Here is a 16,934-nt window from a genome sequence, read left to right on the forward strand (position 1 = left end):
GGACGTCCATGAGCACCACCGCCACCACCTACGGCGCCCGCGACCACGCCCGCGCCCAGGCCGGCACCGTGGTCGAAACGATGCCGTCGATCCCGGCGAGCACCTGGCCCGCTCCCCCACCCGGGGTGGCGCCCGAGGCGCTGACCTGGGCGGAGACCGTGGCAGGGGGCGGCTACACGCACAAGGTGCTGGCCCGCGGGACGCGGCTGCGGCTGACCGACGTCGAGGGCGACGCCTGCGCGCACGTACTGCTGTTCAACGCCAACCAGCCGTGGGAGCGGCTGAACGTCGCCGACACGGTGAAGGTGCAGTGGAACGCCTACCTCGGCGAGAGGGTGGCGCTGCTGTCGGACCAGGCCCGGGTGCTCGCGACGATCGTCGCGGACTCGAGCGGACGGCACGACGCCCTGTGCGGGACGTCCACTGTGGACGGCAATACCGAGCGCTACGGCGACGGCTCCCCGCAGGGCTCCTCCCCCGCCGGGCTGCCGCTGTTCACCTTGGCGGCGGCCAAGAACGGCCTCGGGCCGCGGGACCTGCCGCCGAGCCTGGCGTTCTTCCAGGGCGTGCGGGTGCAGCCGGAGGGCAACCTGGAGTTCACCGGCTCCGCGGGTGCCGGCAAGTCCGTCGAGCTGCGGATCGAGATCCCGTCGGTCGTGCTGCTCGTCAACGTGCCGCACCCGGTCGACCCGCGGCCGGACTACACCGCGACGAACCTCGAAGTCCTCGCCTGGCGCGACCACCCGTCCACTCCGGACAGTCCGGAGTGGACGCACTCGCCGGAGGCGCAGCGGGCGTTCGAGAACACCGCCGACTACCTGACCGCCCGGGGGATCGCATGAGCACGGCGTACGAGTCCCGGCTGGAGCTGACGTTCGACGTCCCGGCGCGCGCCCCGTTCTCGACGGTGCTGAAGCGCGGCAGCGAGCTGGCGATCGTCGACCTGGGCGGCAACCAGGCCGTCGACTTCCTCTGCTACGACGCCAACGACACGGCCAAGCGCTACAGCGCGGCGGCGACGATCGCCGCGCAGCGCAACATCTTCCTCACCACGGGCAGCGTCCTGCGCACCCAGGAGGGCGCGCCGCTGCTGACCGTCGTCGCCGACACGTGCGGGCGCCACGACACGCTCGGCGGCGCGTGCAGCAAGGAGTCCAACAGCCTCCGCTACGGCCAGCACACCCGCTTCCAGCACGCCTGCGTCGAGAACTTCCTCATCGAAGGCGCGAAGTGGGGCCTGGGCAAGCGGGACCTGGTCAGCAACGTCAACTGGTACATGAACGTGCCGGTCGAGGAAGACGGCACGCTCGGCATCGTCGACGGGATCTCCGCGCCGGGCCTGGAGGTCCGGCTGCGCGCCGAGACCGACGTCCTCGTGCTCGTGTCGAACTGCCCGCAGATCAACAACCCCTGCAACGGGTTCGACCCGACGCCGGTCCGCATGTTCGTGACGTCCCCCGGGGGCAGCGAGTGAGGCTGCTCGTCGCCAACCGCGGCGAGATCGCGGTCCGGATCCTGCGCAGTGCCGGGGAACTGGGTCTCGAGACCGTCGCGGTGTACTCCGACGCCGACCGCCTCGCCCCGCACGTGCGGCTCGCCGATCGGGCCGTGCGGCTCGGCCCGGCGCCCGCCGCCGAGAGCTACCTGCGGGCCGACGCGATCGTCCTGGCCGCCCTCTACACCAGCTGCGACGCCGTCCACCCCGGCTACGGCTTCCTGTCCGAGGACGCGGCGTTCGCCCGGGCTTGCGAGGACGCCGGGCTCGTGTTCGCCGGCCCGGCGCCGGAGCACCTGGAGGTGTTCGGCAGCAAGCACACCGCGCGCGAGGCGGCGATCGCGGCCGGCGTGCCGCTGCTGGCCGGCACCGGCCTCCTGTCCGATGTGGACGAAGCGCTGGCACGGGCGGCGGACATCGGCTACCCGGTGATGCTCAAGGCGACCGGGGGCGGCGGCGGGATCGGCATGCGCGCTTGCTCGACGCCTGACGAGCTGCGCGAGGCGTGGGACAGCGTCCGCAGCGTCGCGGCCAAGAGCTTCGCGAACTCCGGCGTTTTCCTCGAACGGCTGGTGCGCCGTGCCCGGCACGTCGAGGTCCAGGTGTTCGGCGACGGCTTCGGCGAGGTCCTGGCGCTGGGCACGCGCGACTGCTCGCTGCAGCGGCGCAACCAGAAGGTCGTCGAGGAGTGCCCGGCGCCGGACCTGCCCGCCGCCGTCCGCCAGCAGCTCGTCGACTCCGCCGTCGCGCTGTGCTCGTCCGTGCGGTACCGCTCCGCGGGCACGGTCGAGTACGTCTACGACCCCGAGCGCGAAGAGGCGGCGTTCCTCGAGGTCAACACCCGGCTGCAGGTCGAGCACCCGGTCACCGAGGCGGTGTACGGCGTCGACCTCGTCGCCTGGATGCTGCGCCTCGCCCAGGGCGACCGCGCGATGTTCCGCGCGGTGCCGGTGGCGCGCGGGCACGCCGTCGAGGCCCGGGTGTACGCCGAGGACCCGAGCGCCGGGCACCGGCCGAGCGCGGGTCTCGTCACGCGGGTCGCGCTGCCCGCGGACGTCCGCGTGGACACGTGGGTCGAGCCGGGTACGAATGTCACGACGCACTACGACCCGTTGCTGGCCAAGGTGATCTGCACCGGCATCGACCGCGACGACGCCCTCGCAAGCCTGCGGGAAGCGCTCGCGACGACCCGCGTCGACGGCGTCCGCACCAACCTCGGGCAGCTGCGCGCGGCGGCCGCCGACGCGGCGTTCGGCGCGGCGGCGCACGACACGTCCACTTTGGACGGCATCGAGGACGCGGAACCCCGCATCGACGTCGTGCGCGGCGGGACGATGACCACCGTGCAGGACTGGCCGGGCCGCACCGGGTTCTGGCACGTCGGCGTGCCGCCGAGCGGCCCGATGGACGACCGTTCGCTGCGGCTGGGCAACCTCGCGCTGGGCAACCCCGAGGGCGCGCCCGGCCTGGAGTGCACTGTGGACGGCGTGACGCTGCGGTTCTCCCACGCCACCCAGGTGTGCGTCACCGGCGCTCCCACCACAGTGCTCGCCGACGGTGTCGAATTTCCCTTGTGGACACCGGTCGAGGTGCCCGCCGGCGGCACGCTCGACGTCCGGGCGTGCACGGCCGGGTTGCGCAGCTACGTGCTCGTCCGCGGCGGGGTCGACGTCCCGGCGTTCCTCGGCAGCGCGGCGACGTTCACCCTGGGCAAGTTCGGCGGGCACGGCGGCCGCGCACTGGCCGTGGGTGACGTCCTGCGGCCCGGGCCCGAGCCCGCGGACCCGGTCGTCGGGCCGGTGGCCGACCGTCCGGACTTCGCGTCGCACTGGACGATCGGGGCGCTCGAAGGCCCCCACGCGGCACCGGAGTTCTTCACCCCCGAAGACGTCGACACGTTCTACGCCACCGACTGGCAGGTGCACTTCAACTCCGCCCGCACCGGCGTCCGGCTCGTCGGGCCGCGGCCCGGATGGTCCCGCGCGGACGGCGGCGAGGCGGGCCTGCACCCGTCGAACATCCACGACACGCCGTACGCGATCGGCGCCGTCGACTACACCGGCGACCTGCCGATCCTGCTCGGCCCGGACGGGCCCAGCCTCGGCGGGTTCGTCTGCCCGGCGACGGTCGCCACCGGCGAGCGGTGGAAGCTCGGGCAGCTGCGCCCGGGCGACACCGTGCGGTTCGTGCCCATCGACACCGACCACGCGGCGGCGCTGCGGCAACGGCCCGCGACGGCGGTGACGTCCACTCGGGACGGTCGCCACGACGGCGGTGTCCTGGGCCGGCAGACGTCCACCGGCGACGAGCCGTCGGTCACCTACCGCCGCAGCGGGGACGACAACCTGCTCGTCGAGTACGGCGAGATGAAGCTCGACCTGGCGCTGCGGATGCGGGTGCACGCGCTCGGCGAGCGGCTGGCGGCCGAAGGCGTGCCGGGGATCGTCGACCTGACCCCGGGCATCCGGTCGCTGCAGGTGCACGTCGACCCGGACGCGCTGCCCGTCGGCAAGGCGCTGGGGCTGGTGCGGGAGCTCGAGCGGGACCTGCCGCCGACCGCCGACCTCGAGGTGCCGAGCCGCAGCGTCCGGCTGCCGCTGTCGTGGGACGACCCGGCGACGCGCGAGGCGATCGAGCGGTACATGACCGGCGTGCGCGACGACGCGCCGTGGTGCCCGTGGAACATCGAGTTCATCCGGCGCGTCAACGGGCTGTCTACTGTGGACGATGTGTACCGCACGGTGTTCGACGCGGAGTACCTGGTGCTCGGCCTCGGCGACGTCTACCTCGGCGCGCCGGTCGCGACGCCGCTGGACCCGCGGCACCGGCTCGTTACGACGAAGTACAACCCGGCGCGGACGTGGACCGCGGAGAACTCCGTCGGCATCGGCGGCGCCTACCTCTGCATCTACGGCATGGAAGGCCCTGGCGGCTACCAGTTCGTCGGGCGGACCGTCCAGGTGTGGAACAGCTGGCACGGCGGCGACCAGCCGTGGAACCTGCGGTTCTTCGACCGGATCTCCTGGTACCCGGTGTCGGCCGAGGAACTCCTCAACCTGCGGGCGCAGAGCTCGTCCGGGCAATTGGCGCTGGACACCAGTGACGGCACTTTCAAGCTGGCCGAGTACCAGAAGTTCTTGGCGGACAACGCTTCGGGCATCGCGGAGTTCCGGGCGACGCAGTCGGCGGCGTTCGAGGCGGAGCGGCGCGCGTGGGCCGCGGCGGGCGAGTTCGACCCGAAGCCGGAACCGGTGACGCGGCCGCCGAAGCGGGTCGAAGCCCCGGAGGGTGGGCACGTCGTCGAGGCGCCGTTCGCGGCGACGGTGTGGCGGGTGGACGTCACCGCGGGCGAACGCGTCGAGGACGCGCAGTCGCTGGTGACGCTGGAAGCGATGAAGACGGAGGCGCGGATCCCCGCGCCGGCCGGCGGTGAGGTGGTCGAAGTGCTCGTGTCCCCCGGTGACCAGGTCGCGCCCGGCACGCCGTTGGTGGTGCTGGGATGACCGCCATCGAGGAACGCGTGCGGGCCGCGTACCGGCGGATCGAGCAGGTGGACCGGCCGGAGATCTGGATCGACCTCCGGCCGGAAGCCGAAGTGCTCGCCGAAGCCGCCGCACTGGAAGAGCGTGGGCTGCCGCTGTACGGCAAGCTCGTCGCGGTCAAGGGCAACATCGACGTCGCCGGGTTGCCGACGACGGCCGGGTGCCCGGCCTACGCGTACAAGCCGGAGGTGGACGCGCCGGTCGTCGCGCGGCTGCGGGCGGCCGGGGCGCTGGTGCTCGGCACGACCAACCTCGACCAGTTCGCGACCGGCCTGGTCGGGACGCGCAGCCCATACGGCGCGGTCCGCAACGCCGTCGACCCGGCTTACGTTTCGGGCGGATCGAGTTCCGGGTCCGCGGTGGCCGTCGCGCTGGGCATCGCGGATCTCGCGCTCGGCACGGACACCGCGGGCTCCGGACGGGTGCCGGCGGCGTTCAACGGGATCGTCGGGCTCAAGCCGACACCCGGGCTGCTGCCGACGGAAGGGGTCGTCCCGGCGTGCGCGAGCATCGACTGCGTGTCGCTGTTCGCGCGGACGGTCGAGGAAGCGTCGTTCGCGCTGACCTGCGTGGCCGAGCCCGCGCAGGTCCACACGGGACGGTTCCGGCTGGGCGTGCCGTCCGAGCTGGGACCGTTGGCGGCGGGTTGGGCGGAGGCGTTCGAGGCCGCCGTCGCGGACTACGCCGCGGCCGGTGCCGAGATGACCACTGTGGACACTGCGCCGTTCCTGGAGGCGGCGGAACTGTTGTACGGCGGCGCGTTCGTGGCCGAGCGGTATACGGCGGTGGGCGAGTTCCTCGACGCGCACCCTTCCGACTGCGACCCGGTGGTACACGGCATCATCACCGGCGCCCGGAACATCCCGGCTCACCGGCTGTTCGCGGACCAGGCGAAGCTGGCCGGGATGCGGGCGGAGGCGCGGGCGGCGCTGGCCGGCGTCGACGCGCTGCTGTTCCCGACGACGACCGAGCACCCGACGCTCGCGGAGGTCGCCGCGGACCCGGTCGCGGTCAACGCGCGGCTGGGCCGGTTCACCAACTCGACCAACCTGTTCGGACTGTCCGCCTTGGCGGTCCCGGCGGGCACGGTGGCCGGGCGCCCGTTCGGCGTGATGCTGGTCGGCGCCCCGCACGACGACCTGAAGCTGGCGGCCTTGGCGGGCCTGCGCGCCGAACGGGTCCCGCTGGCGGTGGTCGGCGCGCACCTGCGCGGGCAGCCGTTGAACCACGAGCTGACTTCGCACGGTGGTCGGTTCGTCGCTTCGGTTTCCACGGCGGATGCGTACCGGCTGTTCGCGTTGGACACCGTGCCGCCGAAGCCGGGGCTGGTGCGAGTGGCGTCGGGCGGGGTCGCGATCGCGGCGGAAGTGTGGGACCTGCCGGTGCGGGGCTTCGGGGAGTTCGTGGCCCGGGTGCCATCGCCGCTGGCGATCGGGAAGGTGGAGCTGGCCGACGGCACATGGGTGTCCGGCTTCCTGTGCGAACCGGCGGCGACAGAGGGCGCGGAGGATATCTCGTCGAAGGGCGGCTGGCTGGCGCACTTGGGATAAATCGGATGCGCGCCACCGGATACTGGGTGGGTGAACGTTTCTTCGTGCGGCCATCTCGCACCGGCCGCCGGGGCGCGTGTCTGCGCCCACCTCACCACCGACAACGGACCGGGCTGCTTCCGCGTGCTCACCGGCGTCGCGACCCGATACGACCTGCTGTGCCAAGCGTGCGCCGAAGCCGTAGCGCCCGAATTGCTGGAAGCGTGTGTCGGCTGCTTCGAACGCGCTGACGGCGATGCCTACCTCGGCTGGCGCGGCGACCCCGAGGTCCTCCGACGGGACCGGGATCTCGGCGGCACCTGGACGACGACGCCCCGTGCGGTCACCCCGCTGAACGACCGGTGCCTCGCGCCGCTGCCGGACGGCTGGCTCGCGCTCACCGCGGCCGGCCTGGTCGGGATCGACGGCGAACCCCGGCTCGTCGGGCCGGTCGACCTGCCACCGGAACCGCCGGAGGAGTGGGCCGGCCACGTCCGCGGCCCGGCCCTGTACACCTCCGGAGACGGCCGGTTCGCGGCCGTGGTCACCGACCACGGCCGCCACGGCGCGGTCGTCGACCTCGGTTCGGGTGTGGTGACCCTCGCACTGGACCGGCAGGATCACCACACCGAGACCACCCGGTTCCCCGTCGCGTTCGTCGACGCCGGGACCGGCCCGCTGGTCGTCACGGCGACGGACTGGAACCGGCTCGACGTCTTCGACGCCGCCACCGGGCGCCCGCTCACCGAGCGCGTCACGACTCGCGACGAGAACCCCGAGCACTACCTCGACTACTTCCAGGGCGCGCTGCTGCCGAGCCCGTCCGGGCGGTCCCTCCTCGTCGACGGCTGGGCTTGGCACCCGGTGGGGATCCCGCTGGCGCTCGACTTCCAGGCATGGCTCGCCGGTGATCGGCACACGCCCGAACACGGTCGGATGCTCGCCGACCGCGGCTACTCCTGGAACACCCCGATGGCCTGGATCGGCGAGGAGACCGTTGCTCTCCAAGGCATCGGCGAGGACGAGCCGATGCTCGAAGGCGTCGAGCTGCGCGACGCCGGCGGCGGCTCCCGGCTCGGGATGTTCGCGGGTCCGAAAGGACCGATGTGGGGCCACCGCGGCCTGCTGTACGTCACCGCCGAAGCCGGCTTCGAGGTCTGGGACCCCGCCGACGGCGCCCGGATCGGGTTCGCGGAGGGCTTCCGCCCCACCGCGCACGACCCGGCGAGCGGCGCCTTCGCCGAACTCCGTAACGATCAGCTGAGGATCTGGGCACCCGTCGGATAACAACGCTCCTCCCGGGGCAGAAGAACGCCGATGAACCTCGGTGAGACCCCGGAGGCGGCATGACCACGGCAACCCGATCCCCGCAGAGCACGCTCGTCCACTCGTACCTGTTCCTCCGGCGGGCCATCGGGCTCATCGGCCTGGCCCTGCCGTTCGTCCTCATCTTCGGCAAGCAGGTCTTCGACGGCGGCGACCTCGCCGGCTCGCTCAGCGCCTACTACTACACCGACGTCCGCGATGTCTTCGTCGGCTCGATGTGCGCGGCCGGGGTGTTCCTGCTCGCTTACTACGGCCACGACTTCGTCGACAACGTCGCCAGCAGCGTCGCCGGCCTCGGTGCGATCGGGCTCGCGCTCTTCCCGACGACGCCGGGCCGCGACGTGACGGCCTGGGACCGCACGTCGGGGGTGCTGCACCTGGTCTTCGCCGCGGTCTTCTTCCTGATGCTGGCCTACTTCTGCCTGCGCCTGTTCCCCCACGACGGCGAGCAGCCCGCGGGCGTCGGGGTCGTCTACCGCGTCTGCGGCGTGGCGATCCTCGCGTGCCTGGTCCTCATCGCCGTCACCAAGGCGCTCGACCTGGTGCCGGAATGGCACCCGGCGCTGTGGCTGGAGAGCGTCGCCGTCTGGTCGTTCGGCGTGGCGTGGCTGCTCAAGGGCCAGACGCTCACCCCCAAGAGTGTGCCGTAGCCCACTCGACCGGGCCACAGCACTAGTTACCGGCGGGTAACAAGGGCTATCGTGCGGGCAGTGACAACCGGGGCTTCGCCCCGGGCCGGGGGCTCCGCCACCCGGACCCCCGAACGAACGCAGACCTCTACTTCATGGAGCTTCAGTGGCCGCACCAGCAACGCCGCTCGCGCCGAACGCGCGGGGCGTGCGAAACGTCGCCTTCGTCGAGGGGGTACGCACCCCCTTCGGCAAGGCCGGCGACAAGGGCATCTACGCCGGGACCCGCGCCGACGACCTCGTCGTCAACGCCATCCGTGAGCTGCTGCGGCGGCACCCCGAACTGCCGCCCGAGCGCGTCGACGAGGTGGCCATCGCCGCCACCACGCAGATCGGCGACCAGGGCCTGACCATCGGCCGCACCGCCGCGCTGCTCGCCGGCCTGCCGAAGTCGGTCCCCGGCTTCGCCATCGACCGCATGTGCGCCGGCGCCATGACCGCTGTCACGTCCGTCGCCTCCGGCATCGGCTTCGGTGCCTACGACATCGCCATCGCCGGCGGCGTCGAGCACATGGGCCGCCACCCGATGGGCGAGGGCGTCGACCCGAACCCGCGGATCATCGCCGACAAGCTCGTCGACCCGACCGCGCTCGTCATGGGCCAGACCGCCGAGAACCTGCACGACCGGTTCCCCGCGATCACCAAGCAGCGCACCGACGCCTACGCCGCGCGCAGCCAGGAGCGCTACGCCGAAGCCGTCAAGACCGGCAAGATCGGCCCCGAGCTGGTCCCCGTCGCGACGCGCTCGAAGGAGCTGGGCTGGGGCCTGGCCACCGAGGACGAGCCGCCCCGCCCGGGCACCACGCTCGAAACCCTCGCGAACCTGAAGACGCCGTTCCGCCCGCACGGCCGGATCACCGCGGGCAACGCGGCCGGCCTCAACGACGGCGCGACCGCCTCGATCCTCGCCGACGAGGACACCGCCCGCGAGCTGGGCCTGCCCGTCGCCATGCGGCTGGTCGGCTACTCCTTCGCCGGCGTCGAGCCGGAGGTCATGGGCATCGGCCCGGTGCCGGCCACCGAGAAGCTGTTCAAGCGCACCGGCCTCTCCATCGACGACATCGGCCTGTTCGAGATCAACGAGGCCTTCGCCGTGCAGGTGCTGGCCTTCCTCGACCACTTCGGCATCGACGACGAAGACCCGCGCGTCAACCAGTGGGGCGGCGCCATCGCGTGCGGCCACCCGCTGGCCTCGTCCGGCGTCCGGCTCATGACGCAGCTGGCCCGCCAGTTCGCCGAGCGGCCCGACGTCCGGTACGGCATGACGACGATGTGCATCGGCATCGGCATGGGCGGCACCGTGATCTGGGAGAACCCGGCCTACAACGGACTCCAGGGGGCGAAGTAATGACTTTCACCGCAGAAGAAGCGAAGGCCGCCTTCCCGGACGAGGTCGTCACCAACGCCGTGACGCGGCTGGTGAAGGTGCCCGGGCTCGCCAAGCCCGTCGCGCTGATCACGCTCGACAACGGCCACGACCACACCCGGCCGAACACCTTCGGCCCGCAGGGGCTCGTGTCCTTGAACACCGCGCTGGACAAGGCGTTCGAGGCCGAGCCGGCCGCGATCGCCGTCACCGGCAAGCCGTTCATCTTCGCCGTCGGCGCCGACCTCTCGGGCGTCGAGTCCGTGAGCGACCCGAAGCTGGCGCGCGAGATCGCCCAGACCGGGCACGACGTGTTCCGCCGGCTCACCGAGTCGAAGATCCCGACGTTCGGGTTCATCAACGGCGCGGTCATGGGCGGCGGCCTCGAGCTGGCGCTGTCCTGCCACTACCGGACGCTCTCGGAGAACACCGCCGCGATCGCGTTCCCCGAGGTCTTCCTCGGCCTGTTCCCCGGCTGGGGCGGCACGCAGCTGCTGCCGAACCTCATCGGCGCGGACGCGGCCGTCACGGTGATCATCGAGAACGCCCTGGCGCAGAACAAGATGCTCAACGTCAAGCAGACGGCCGAGCTCGGCATCGTCGACGCGGTCTTCGGCTCGGCCGACTACCTCGAGCAGTCGCTGCTGTGGCTGGCCAAGGTCGTCAACGGCGAAATCACCCCGGAGCGCCGCGAGATCGACCGCGGCTCGGGCTGGGACGCCGCCATCGCCCGCGCCAAATCCCTTGTGGACGGTCGCACGCACGGCGCGTCGCCGGGCGCGACCAAGGCCGTCGAGCTGCTGGAGCTGGCCCGCGAAAACGATCTGGACCGCGGCTACGCGGCCGAGACCGACGGCCTCGCCGAACTGCTCATGTCCGACGTCCTGCGCGCCGGGCTGTACTCGTTCAACCTGGTCAACAAGCGCGCCAAGCGCCCGGCCGGCGCGCCGGACAAGTCCCTGGCGCGCAAGGTGAACAAGGTCGGCATCGTCGGCGCCGGCCTGATGGCCAGCCAGCTCGCGCTGCTGTTCGTGCGACGGCTGAAGGTGCCGGTCGTGCTGACCGACGTCGACCAGGAGCGCGTCGACAAGGGCGTCGGCTACGTCCACGCCGAGATCGACAAGCTCCTGAGCAAGAAGCGCGTCTCCCCGGACGGCGCCAACCGGCTCAAGGCACTGGTCTCCGGCTCGCTCGACAAGGCCGCCTTCTCCGACGCCGACTTCGTCATCGAAGCCGTCTTCGAGGAGCTGGGCGTCAAGCAGCAGGTGTTCGCCGAGCTGGAGCAGCACGTCTCCCCCGAGGCGATCCTCGCGACGAACACCTCGTCGCTGTCGATCACCGCGATGGCGTCGAAGCTGCAGCACCCCGAGCGCGTGGTCGGCTTCCACTTCTTCAACCCGGTCGCCGTGCTGCCGCTGCTGGAGATCGTCCGCGGCGAGCGGACCGACGACGCGTCGCTCGCGACGGCGTTCTCGGTCGGCAAGCAGCTGAAGAAGTCCAGCGTGCTGGTCAAGGACGCGAGCGCGTTCGTCGTCAACCGGCTCCTGCTGCGCTTCCTCGGCGAGGTGCTGGTCACCGTCGACGAGGGCACGCCGTTCGACGTGGCCGACCGGGCCCTCGAGCCGCTGGGCCTGCCGATGACGCCGCTGACGCTGATGCAGCTCGTCGGCCCGGCCATCGCGCTGCACGTCGGCGAGACGCTGCACGAGGCGTTCCCGGACCGCTTCACGGTGTCCGACAACCTCGCCAAGTTCGTCAAGGCGGGCAAGAAGGGCGTCTGGGTCTGGGACGACAAGGGCAACCAGTCGCCCGACCCCGAGGTCGTCGAACTCTGGACGCAGGGCGACCGGCCGTCCACTTCGGAGCAGGTGCGCGAGCGGGCGCTGTCGGCCATCGCCGAGGAGATCCGGATCATGCTCGACGAGGGCGTGGTCGCGGAGGCGCAGGACATCGACCTGTGCCTGATCCTCGGCGCGGGCTGGCCGTTCTGGAACGGCGGCATCACGCCGTACCTGGACCGCTCCGGCGTGTCCGAGCGCGTGAACGGCAAGCCGTTCCTCGCCCCGGGCGTCGCCTCGGTCCCGGCGCGCTAGTACTCGCCCTCACGAGGGCACTTCGGCGGCGGCGCGGTGAGTTTCAGCTGCGCCGCCGTCGCGTCGGAGTCGATGACCGTCACCCGCTCGGCCGTGCGGAAGCGGGCGTGCAGCTCCTGCGCCCACGCCTTGAGGTCGGTGCCCGGGACGGCGAGCAACGAGACCGACGGCGGGTCCACGAACACCCGCCGGACCTTCGGGTCGTCGCGCACGGCCGGCATCGCCACCCGCAGCTCGGCGTCGGCGGGGAAGACCACGACGACGGCCGCGCACAGCGTGTGCCCCGCCAGGGGCGCGGGGTTCGTGTCGACCGGCAGGTCCGACGGCCGCTTCAAGGCCGCGACGCCGAAGGCCAGCCCCACCCCCGCGGCCACGGCGAGCGCAACGGCCGGGGCGACCACGCGGACCAGCGGCTTGTCCTCCACGCCCAAGATCACAGCACACGTTGGCCGCCGGGACACCGCCCGTTCACCCCGGCGGCTTAGCGTCCGCGCGTGACCACCGACAGACGCCGGTTCCTCAAGGGCGCCGGGCTCGCGGCCGCCGCCGCGGGAATCCCCCTCCCCGATCCCGACGTCGACCTGAGCCTATTGTGCGGCCGCTACCAGTGGCTGGTGGGCGACCACCACACGCACAGCCAGTACTCGTACGACGCGATGTACCGGATCGACCAGATCGCGCGCGGCGGCCGGGCGCACGGCGCCGACTGGATCGTCTTCACCGACCACGGGCACGCCGAGCACGAGAAGGTGTCGGTCGAACCGACGGAACAGGACTTCCTCGCCGCCCGGCGGAAGTACCCCGACCTGCTGCTGTGGCACGGCATGGAGTGGAACGTCCCGGGCGCCGAACACGCGACCGTGTTCTTCCAGGCCGGTTCGGAGCAGGCGGCCAAGCTGCGCGAGTTCGAGCGGAGCTTCGACTGGCGGCTGACGAACTCCGAGGCGTCGAGCCCGGCGAACGAGGCCCTCGCGCTGCGGGCGTTGCGCTGGCTGGCGGCGGAGGAACAGGCGAAGCGGATCCACGCACCGGTCGTGCTGGTCAACCACCCGCTGCGCAACGGCCGCGTCGCGCCGCACGAGCTGCGCGCCTACCGCGACGCCGCGCCGGACATCGTCATCGGCATGGAGGGCGCGCCCGGCGCGCAGGCCGACGGCTTCCCGAAGCCGCTCGGCAACGGCGGCGCGCGCGGCGGCTACGCGAACAGCCCCGGGCCGAACTCCTGGCCGGGCTTCCCGGCCGAGGCGTACCGGACGTTCGGCGGCTGGGACTGGGCGACGGCGACGGTCGGCGGGCTGTGGGACTCGCTGCTCGCCGAGGGCAAGCCGTGGTGGGTCACCACGAACTCCGACTCGCACTACAACCGCGGCGACACGCTGGTGCGGCCGCAGGTGGCGGACGGCTGGTACGACACGCACGGCAAGTTCCCGGACCCGGTCGACACCGGCTCCCCGCAGCTGCTGGCACCGTACGCGGACTTCTACCCCGGGGAGTTCAGCCGCACGTACGTCGGCGTGACTCGGCGAAGCCTCGAAGGCGTCCTGGAAGGCCTGGGGGCCGGACGGGTCTGGGGCGTGCACGGCGGGCTCGTCCAGTCGCTCGAGGTCGGCGCGTACGGCGACGGCGCCGCGGTGACGCTGGGCGGGCGGCTGCGGGTGCGGCGCGGTTCGGACGTCACGCTGACCCTCTCGGCCCGGCTGGCTTCGCGTCCCAACGGCGGCGGCTCGGTGCCGCGGCTGGCGCGGCTGGACGTCGTCGCGGGCCCGGTGACCGGCCCGGCCGCCGATCCGGACACGATGACGGCGCCGGGCACGCGGGTCGTCGATTCGTTCGAGCCGCGCTGGGCGCCCGGGCGGCAGGTGGTCTTCCGGCACACCTTCCGGAACGTGCGCTCGCCGTTCTACGCGCGGGTCCGCGGCTCGAACGGCACTTCGGAGCCCACTCCGGACGTCATCGGGCAGGCAAACCCGTTCGAGGACTTGTGGATGTACGCGAACCCGATTTTCGTGGACGTGTGCTGAACGGAAGAGTGCTGCTCGTCCGGTCGATCATGGTCGGGTTGCGATGGCTGCTGCGCCTGCCTTCGCCGGTGCTGCGCGTGCTCGCGGGCCGGCCGGTGGTCGTGGACGGGCGGCAGCCGGTGCCGACCGCGCGGATGCTGATGCGCGTGTCGCGGTTCGCGCCGTTCGACGCGCCGCACCGCAACGGCAGCCTCACGCGGGCCCGGGCCGAGCTGAACCTGGCGGGCGCGCTCGCGGGTGCGGGCATCTGCCCGGGCGTCCGGACGCGGGATTCGTCGTGGCCCGGGCCCGGCGGCCCGCTGCCGCTGCGGCGGTACGAACCGGCCGGGCTCCCGGCGCCCGGGCCGGCGATCGTGTACTTCCACGGCGGCGGGTTCGTCCTCGGCAGCCTGGACACGCACGAGGGCGCGTGCCGGCTGCTGGCGGAAGAAGCCGGGGTGCGGGTGGTGTCGATGGGCTACCGGCTGGCCCCGGAACACCCGTTCCCGGCCGCGGCTTCCGATGCCGTGGCGGCGTTCGCCTTCGTCCACGAGCACGCGGCGGAGTTCGGCATCGACCCGGCCCGGCTCGCGGTGGGCGGCGACAGCAGCGGCGGCAACCTGGCGGCGGTGGTGGCCCACGCGGCGGCCCGCGGCGAGCTGCCCCGCCCGGCGTTCAGCCTGCTGCTCACCCCGGCGACGGACGCGCTCGGCGGGTCGGAGTCCCACCGGCGGTTCGGCTCGGGTTTCCGGCTGGACCGGGACGAATGGGTCTGGTACCGCGAGCAGTACGTGCGAGACCCGGCGCTGTACTCGGACCCGCGGGCGTCGGTGTTGTACGACGACGCGCTCGAGGGTCTCCCGCCGACGTACGTGGCCACGTGCGGCTTCGACCTGCTGCGCGACGAAGGCGAGGCGTACGCGGCCCGCCTGGCTTCGGCCGGGGTCCCGCTGGTGCACCGCCAGCACGAGGGTCAGCTGCACGGGTTCGCGAACCGGGTCGGCATCGACCCGGACGCCCGCGCGGCGATGCTCCACGCGGCGGGGGTGCTCCGCGCCGGTCTCGCGCTCGTCCGCTGACCGCTCAGCGGACGGGGAGGTGGACCGTCACGCCCAAGCCGCCGCCCACGATGGGTTCCGCCGTCACGCTTCCGCCGTGCGCCGCCACCGCCGCCCGGACGATCGACAGCCCCAGTCCCGCGCCCGACCGCGCCGTCCGGGCCACGCCCGCTCGGCGGAACGGCTCGAACAGCTCCGCCACCGTCGCCGGGTCCACCAGGCCGCCCGACGAACGCACCCGCAGCGTCGACCACTGCGGTCCCGGCTGGGTCATGACCTCCAGCCAGCCGCCCTCGACGTTGTGGCGGACCGCGTTCTCCAGCAGGTTGCCCGCGATCCGCTCCAGCAGCGCCGGGTCGCCGAACGCCGGCGCCGGTACCACCGCGAACGTCGCCCGGATCCCGCGTTTCTCGGCTTCGAGCCGGACCGCGCGCCACGCCCGGTCGATCACCACGGCCAGGTCGACCGGCTCGCGGACGCCGAGCCCGGCGCCGTCGGTGCGGGCGAGCAGCAGCAGCGAGTTCACCAGCTGCCCGGCGCGTTCGGTCGCGTCGCGGACCACCCCGCCCATCCGGCGCAGCTCGGCTTCGTCGGCGTCGTCGTCGGCGAGGGTGACGTCGAGCTCCGTGCGGATCACCGACAACGGCGTCCGCAGCTCGTGGCTCGCGTTCGCGACGAAGTGGCGTTGCGCGTCGAAGGCGGCTTGGAGCCGGTCGAGCATGTCGTCGAACGTCTCGGCCAGCACGGCCAGCTCGTCACGCGGGCGCACCGCGCCGATCCGCTCACCCAGCGACTCGACCGAAAGCCGCCGCGCGGTGCCGGTGATCTCGCGCAGCGGCAGCAGGACGCGGGAGGTGAACGTCCAGGCGAGGATCGCCGCGGCCGCCACCACCAGCAGGAACGCGATCGACCCGAACAGCAGCATCCGGTCGCGGGCGTGCACGCGCAGGTGCTCGGCGAGCGTCGAGGCGTCGACCGTGACGCCGTCGACGACGACCGTGCTGCCCGGCGGCATCTGCGGGACGGTGTCGAGCGAGTCCCGCACCAGCGTCCAGGCGAGCCAGAGCAGCAGCAGGCTGACGGCGGCGACCAGCACGGTCGCCAGCAGGGTGATCCGGGCGCGGAGGCTGCGGATGCCCGGCAGGTTCACGCGCGCTGCGCGCCGGGTTCCGGCACCCGGTACCCGGATCCGACGACCGTCTCGATGATCCCCGGTTCGCCGAGCTTCTTGCGCAGCGTCATGACGGTGACCCGGACGGTCGTGGTGAAGGGGTCGGCGTTCTCGTCCCAGACGCGTTCGAGGAGCTCCTCGCTGCTGACCACGGATCCGGCGGCCTGCAGGAGGACCTCGAGGACGCCGAACTCCTTGCGCGTCAGCTCGACCGGCCCGCTCGCCCGCCGCACGGTCCGCTTGGCCGGGTCCAGCTCGACGTCCCCGGCGGTGAGCAGCGGCGGCGCGGCCGGCGTGGCCCGGCGGCCGAGCGCCCGGACGCGGGCGACCAGCTCGGGGAAGGCGAAGGGCTTGGCGAGGTAGTCGTCGGCGCCGAGGGAAAGCCCCTCGACGCGGTCGGACACCGAGCTGCTCGCGGTGAGCATCAGCACCCGGGTCAGCTCCCCGGACGCGACGATCTCCCGGCACAGCTCGTCCCCGGACATCCCGGGCAGGTCCCGGTCCAGCAACACGACGTCGTACCGCGTGACGGCGGCCTTTTCGTGCCCATCGTCGCCGGTGAGCGCGACGTCCACCGCCATGCCTTCGCGGCGCAGGCCACGGGCGATCGCGTCGGCCAGGGGTTCTTCGTCCTCGACTACCAAAACTCGCACGAGCCCACAATC

At 72.7% G+C, this 16,934-nt stretch carries 13 protein-coding genes; 10 read left to right on the top strand and 3 right to left on the bottom strand.

The genetic code is table 11. The annotated features are described in order from the left end of the window. The first annotated feature begins 8 nt into the window (after nt 1–8). The 8 genes from ACZ7OH_RS23510 to ACZ7OH_RS23545 all read left to right on the top strand — a co-directional run bounded on the left by ACZ7OH_RS23510 (nt 9) and on the right by ACZ7OH_RS23545 (nt 12,040). A complete protein-coding gene (locus tag ACZ7OH_RS23510) occupies nt 9–842 on the top strand; it encodes an urea amidolyase associated protein UAAP1 (protein ID WP_470282717.1) in 834 nt (277 codons plus the stop codon). Then, a complete protein-coding gene (locus ACZ7OH_RS23515; protein WP_400889770.1) occupies nt 839–1,474 on the top strand; it encodes an urea amidolyase associated protein UAAP2 in 636 nt (211 codons plus the stop codon). Before ACZ7OH_RS23510 ends, ACZ7OH_RS23515 begins: the two co-directional genes overlap by 4 nt. Beyond that, nucleotides 1,471–4,998: an urea carboxylase gene (gene uca / locus ACZ7OH_RS23520; protein ID WP_470282718.1), complete on the top strand. Its 3,528-nt coding sequence runs from the start codon at nt 1,471–1,473 to the stop codon at nt 4,996–4,998. The genes ACZ7OH_RS23515 and uca overlap by 4 nt, the downstream gene beginning before the upstream one ends. Then, complete coding sequence (locus tag ACZ7OH_RS23525; protein WP_470282719.1) at nt 4,995–6,587, top strand: allophanate hydrolase; 1,593 nt, start codon at nt 4,995–4,997, stop codon at nt 6,585–6,587. The genes uca and ACZ7OH_RS23525 overlap by 4 nt, the downstream gene beginning before the upstream one ends. A 30-nt stretch (nt 6,588–6,617) precedes the next feature. Next, nucleotides 6,618–7,853 carry a hypothetical protein gene (locus tag ACZ7OH_RS23530; protein WP_470282720.1) on the top strand — a complete coding sequence of 412 codons (1,236 nt, stop codon included), beginning with the start codon at nt 6,618–6,620 and terminating at the stop codon, nt 7,851–7,853. 59 nt (nt 7,854–7,912) lie between these two features. Then, nucleotides 7,913–8,542: a DUF998 domain-containing protein gene (locus tag ACZ7OH_RS23535; protein WP_470282721.1), complete on the top strand. Its 630-nt coding sequence runs from the start codon at nt 7,913–7,915 to the stop codon at nt 8,540–8,542. 187 nt (nt 8,543–8,729) lie between these two features. Then, nucleotides 8,730–9,929: a thiolase family protein gene (locus tag ACZ7OH_RS23540; protein WP_470282886.1), complete on the top strand. Its 1,200-nt coding sequence runs from the start codon at nt 8,730–8,732 to the stop codon at nt 9,927–9,929. Next, entirely contained in the window at nt 9,929–12,040 is a 2,112-nt protein-coding gene (locus tag ACZ7OH_RS23545) for a 3-hydroxyacyl-CoA dehydrogenase NAD-binding domain-containing protein (RefSeq protein WP_470282722.1), read from the top strand. The genes ACZ7OH_RS23540 and ACZ7OH_RS23545 overlap by 1 nt, the downstream gene beginning before the upstream one ends. Here the strand turns inward: ACZ7OH_RS23545 and ACZ7OH_RS23550 are convergent. Further along, nucleotides 12,037–12,477, bottom strand: coding sequence for a hypothetical protein (locus ACZ7OH_RS23550; protein ID WP_470282723.1), 441 nt, complete (start codon nt 12,475–12,477; stop codon nt 12,037–12,039). The genes ACZ7OH_RS23545 and ACZ7OH_RS23550 overlap by 4 nt on opposite strands. Nucleotides 12,478–12,534: 57 nt before the next feature. On the opposite strand from ACZ7OH_RS23550, the gene ACZ7OH_RS23555 reads away from it, so the two are divergent. Together ACZ7OH_RS23555 and ACZ7OH_RS23560 are read left to right on the top strand one after the other, a co-directional pair. Further along, entirely contained in the window at nt 12,535–14,061 is a 1,527-nt protein-coding gene (locus ACZ7OH_RS23555) for a twin-arginine translocation signal domain-containing protein (RefSeq protein WP_470282724.1), read from the top strand. Continuing rightward, nucleotides 14,055–15,119, top strand: coding sequence for an alpha/beta hydrolase (locus ACZ7OH_RS23560; protein WP_470282725.1), 1,065 nt, complete (start codon nt 14,055–14,057; stop codon nt 15,117–15,119). The genes ACZ7OH_RS23555 and ACZ7OH_RS23560 overlap by 7 nt, the downstream gene beginning before the upstream one ends. A 4-nt stretch (nt 15,120–15,123) precedes the next feature. Here the strand turns inward: ACZ7OH_RS23560 and ACZ7OH_RS23565 are convergent, their stop codons facing one another. Both ACZ7OH_RS23565 and ACZ7OH_RS23570 read right to left on the bottom strand, forming a co-directional pair. Beyond that, a complete protein-coding gene (locus ACZ7OH_RS23565) occupies nt 15,124–16,248 on the bottom strand; it encodes a sensor histidine kinase (RefSeq protein WP_470282726.1) in 1,125 nt (374 codons plus the stop codon). After that, nucleotides 16,245–16,922 (bottom strand): response regulator transcription factor, encoded by a 678-nt coding sequence (locus ACZ7OH_RS23570; protein ID WP_372668141.1) that lies wholly within the window; start codon nt 16,920–16,922, stop codon nt 16,245–16,247. The genes ACZ7OH_RS23565 and ACZ7OH_RS23570 overlap by 4 nt, the downstream gene beginning before the upstream one ends. Nucleotides 16,923–16,934: the final 12 nt, after the last annotated feature.

Source organism: Amycolatopsis sp. NPDC114478, assembly GCF_055633805.1.

Coding starts and splice junctions, on each gene's coding strand:
- ACZ7OH_RS23525 (WP_470282719.1), top strand. CDS start 4,995: ATGACCGCCATCGAGGAACGCGTGCGGGCCGCGTACCGGCGGATCGAG.
- ACZ7OH_RS23535 (WP_470282721.1), top strand. CDS start 7,913: ATGACCACGGCAACCCGATCCCCGCAGAGCACGCTCGTCCACTCGTAC.
- ACZ7OH_RS23545 (WP_470282722.1), top strand. CDS start 9,929: ATGACTTTCACCGCAGAAGAAGCGAAGGCCGCCTTCCCGGACGAGGTC.
- ACZ7OH_RS23515 (WP_400889770.1), top strand. CDS start 839: ATGAGCACGGCGTACGAGTCCCGGCTGGAGCTGACGTTCGACGTCCCG.
- ACZ7OH_RS23510 (WP_470282717.1), top strand. CDS start 9: ATGAGCACCACCGCCACCACCTACGGCGCCCGCGACCACGCCCGCGCC.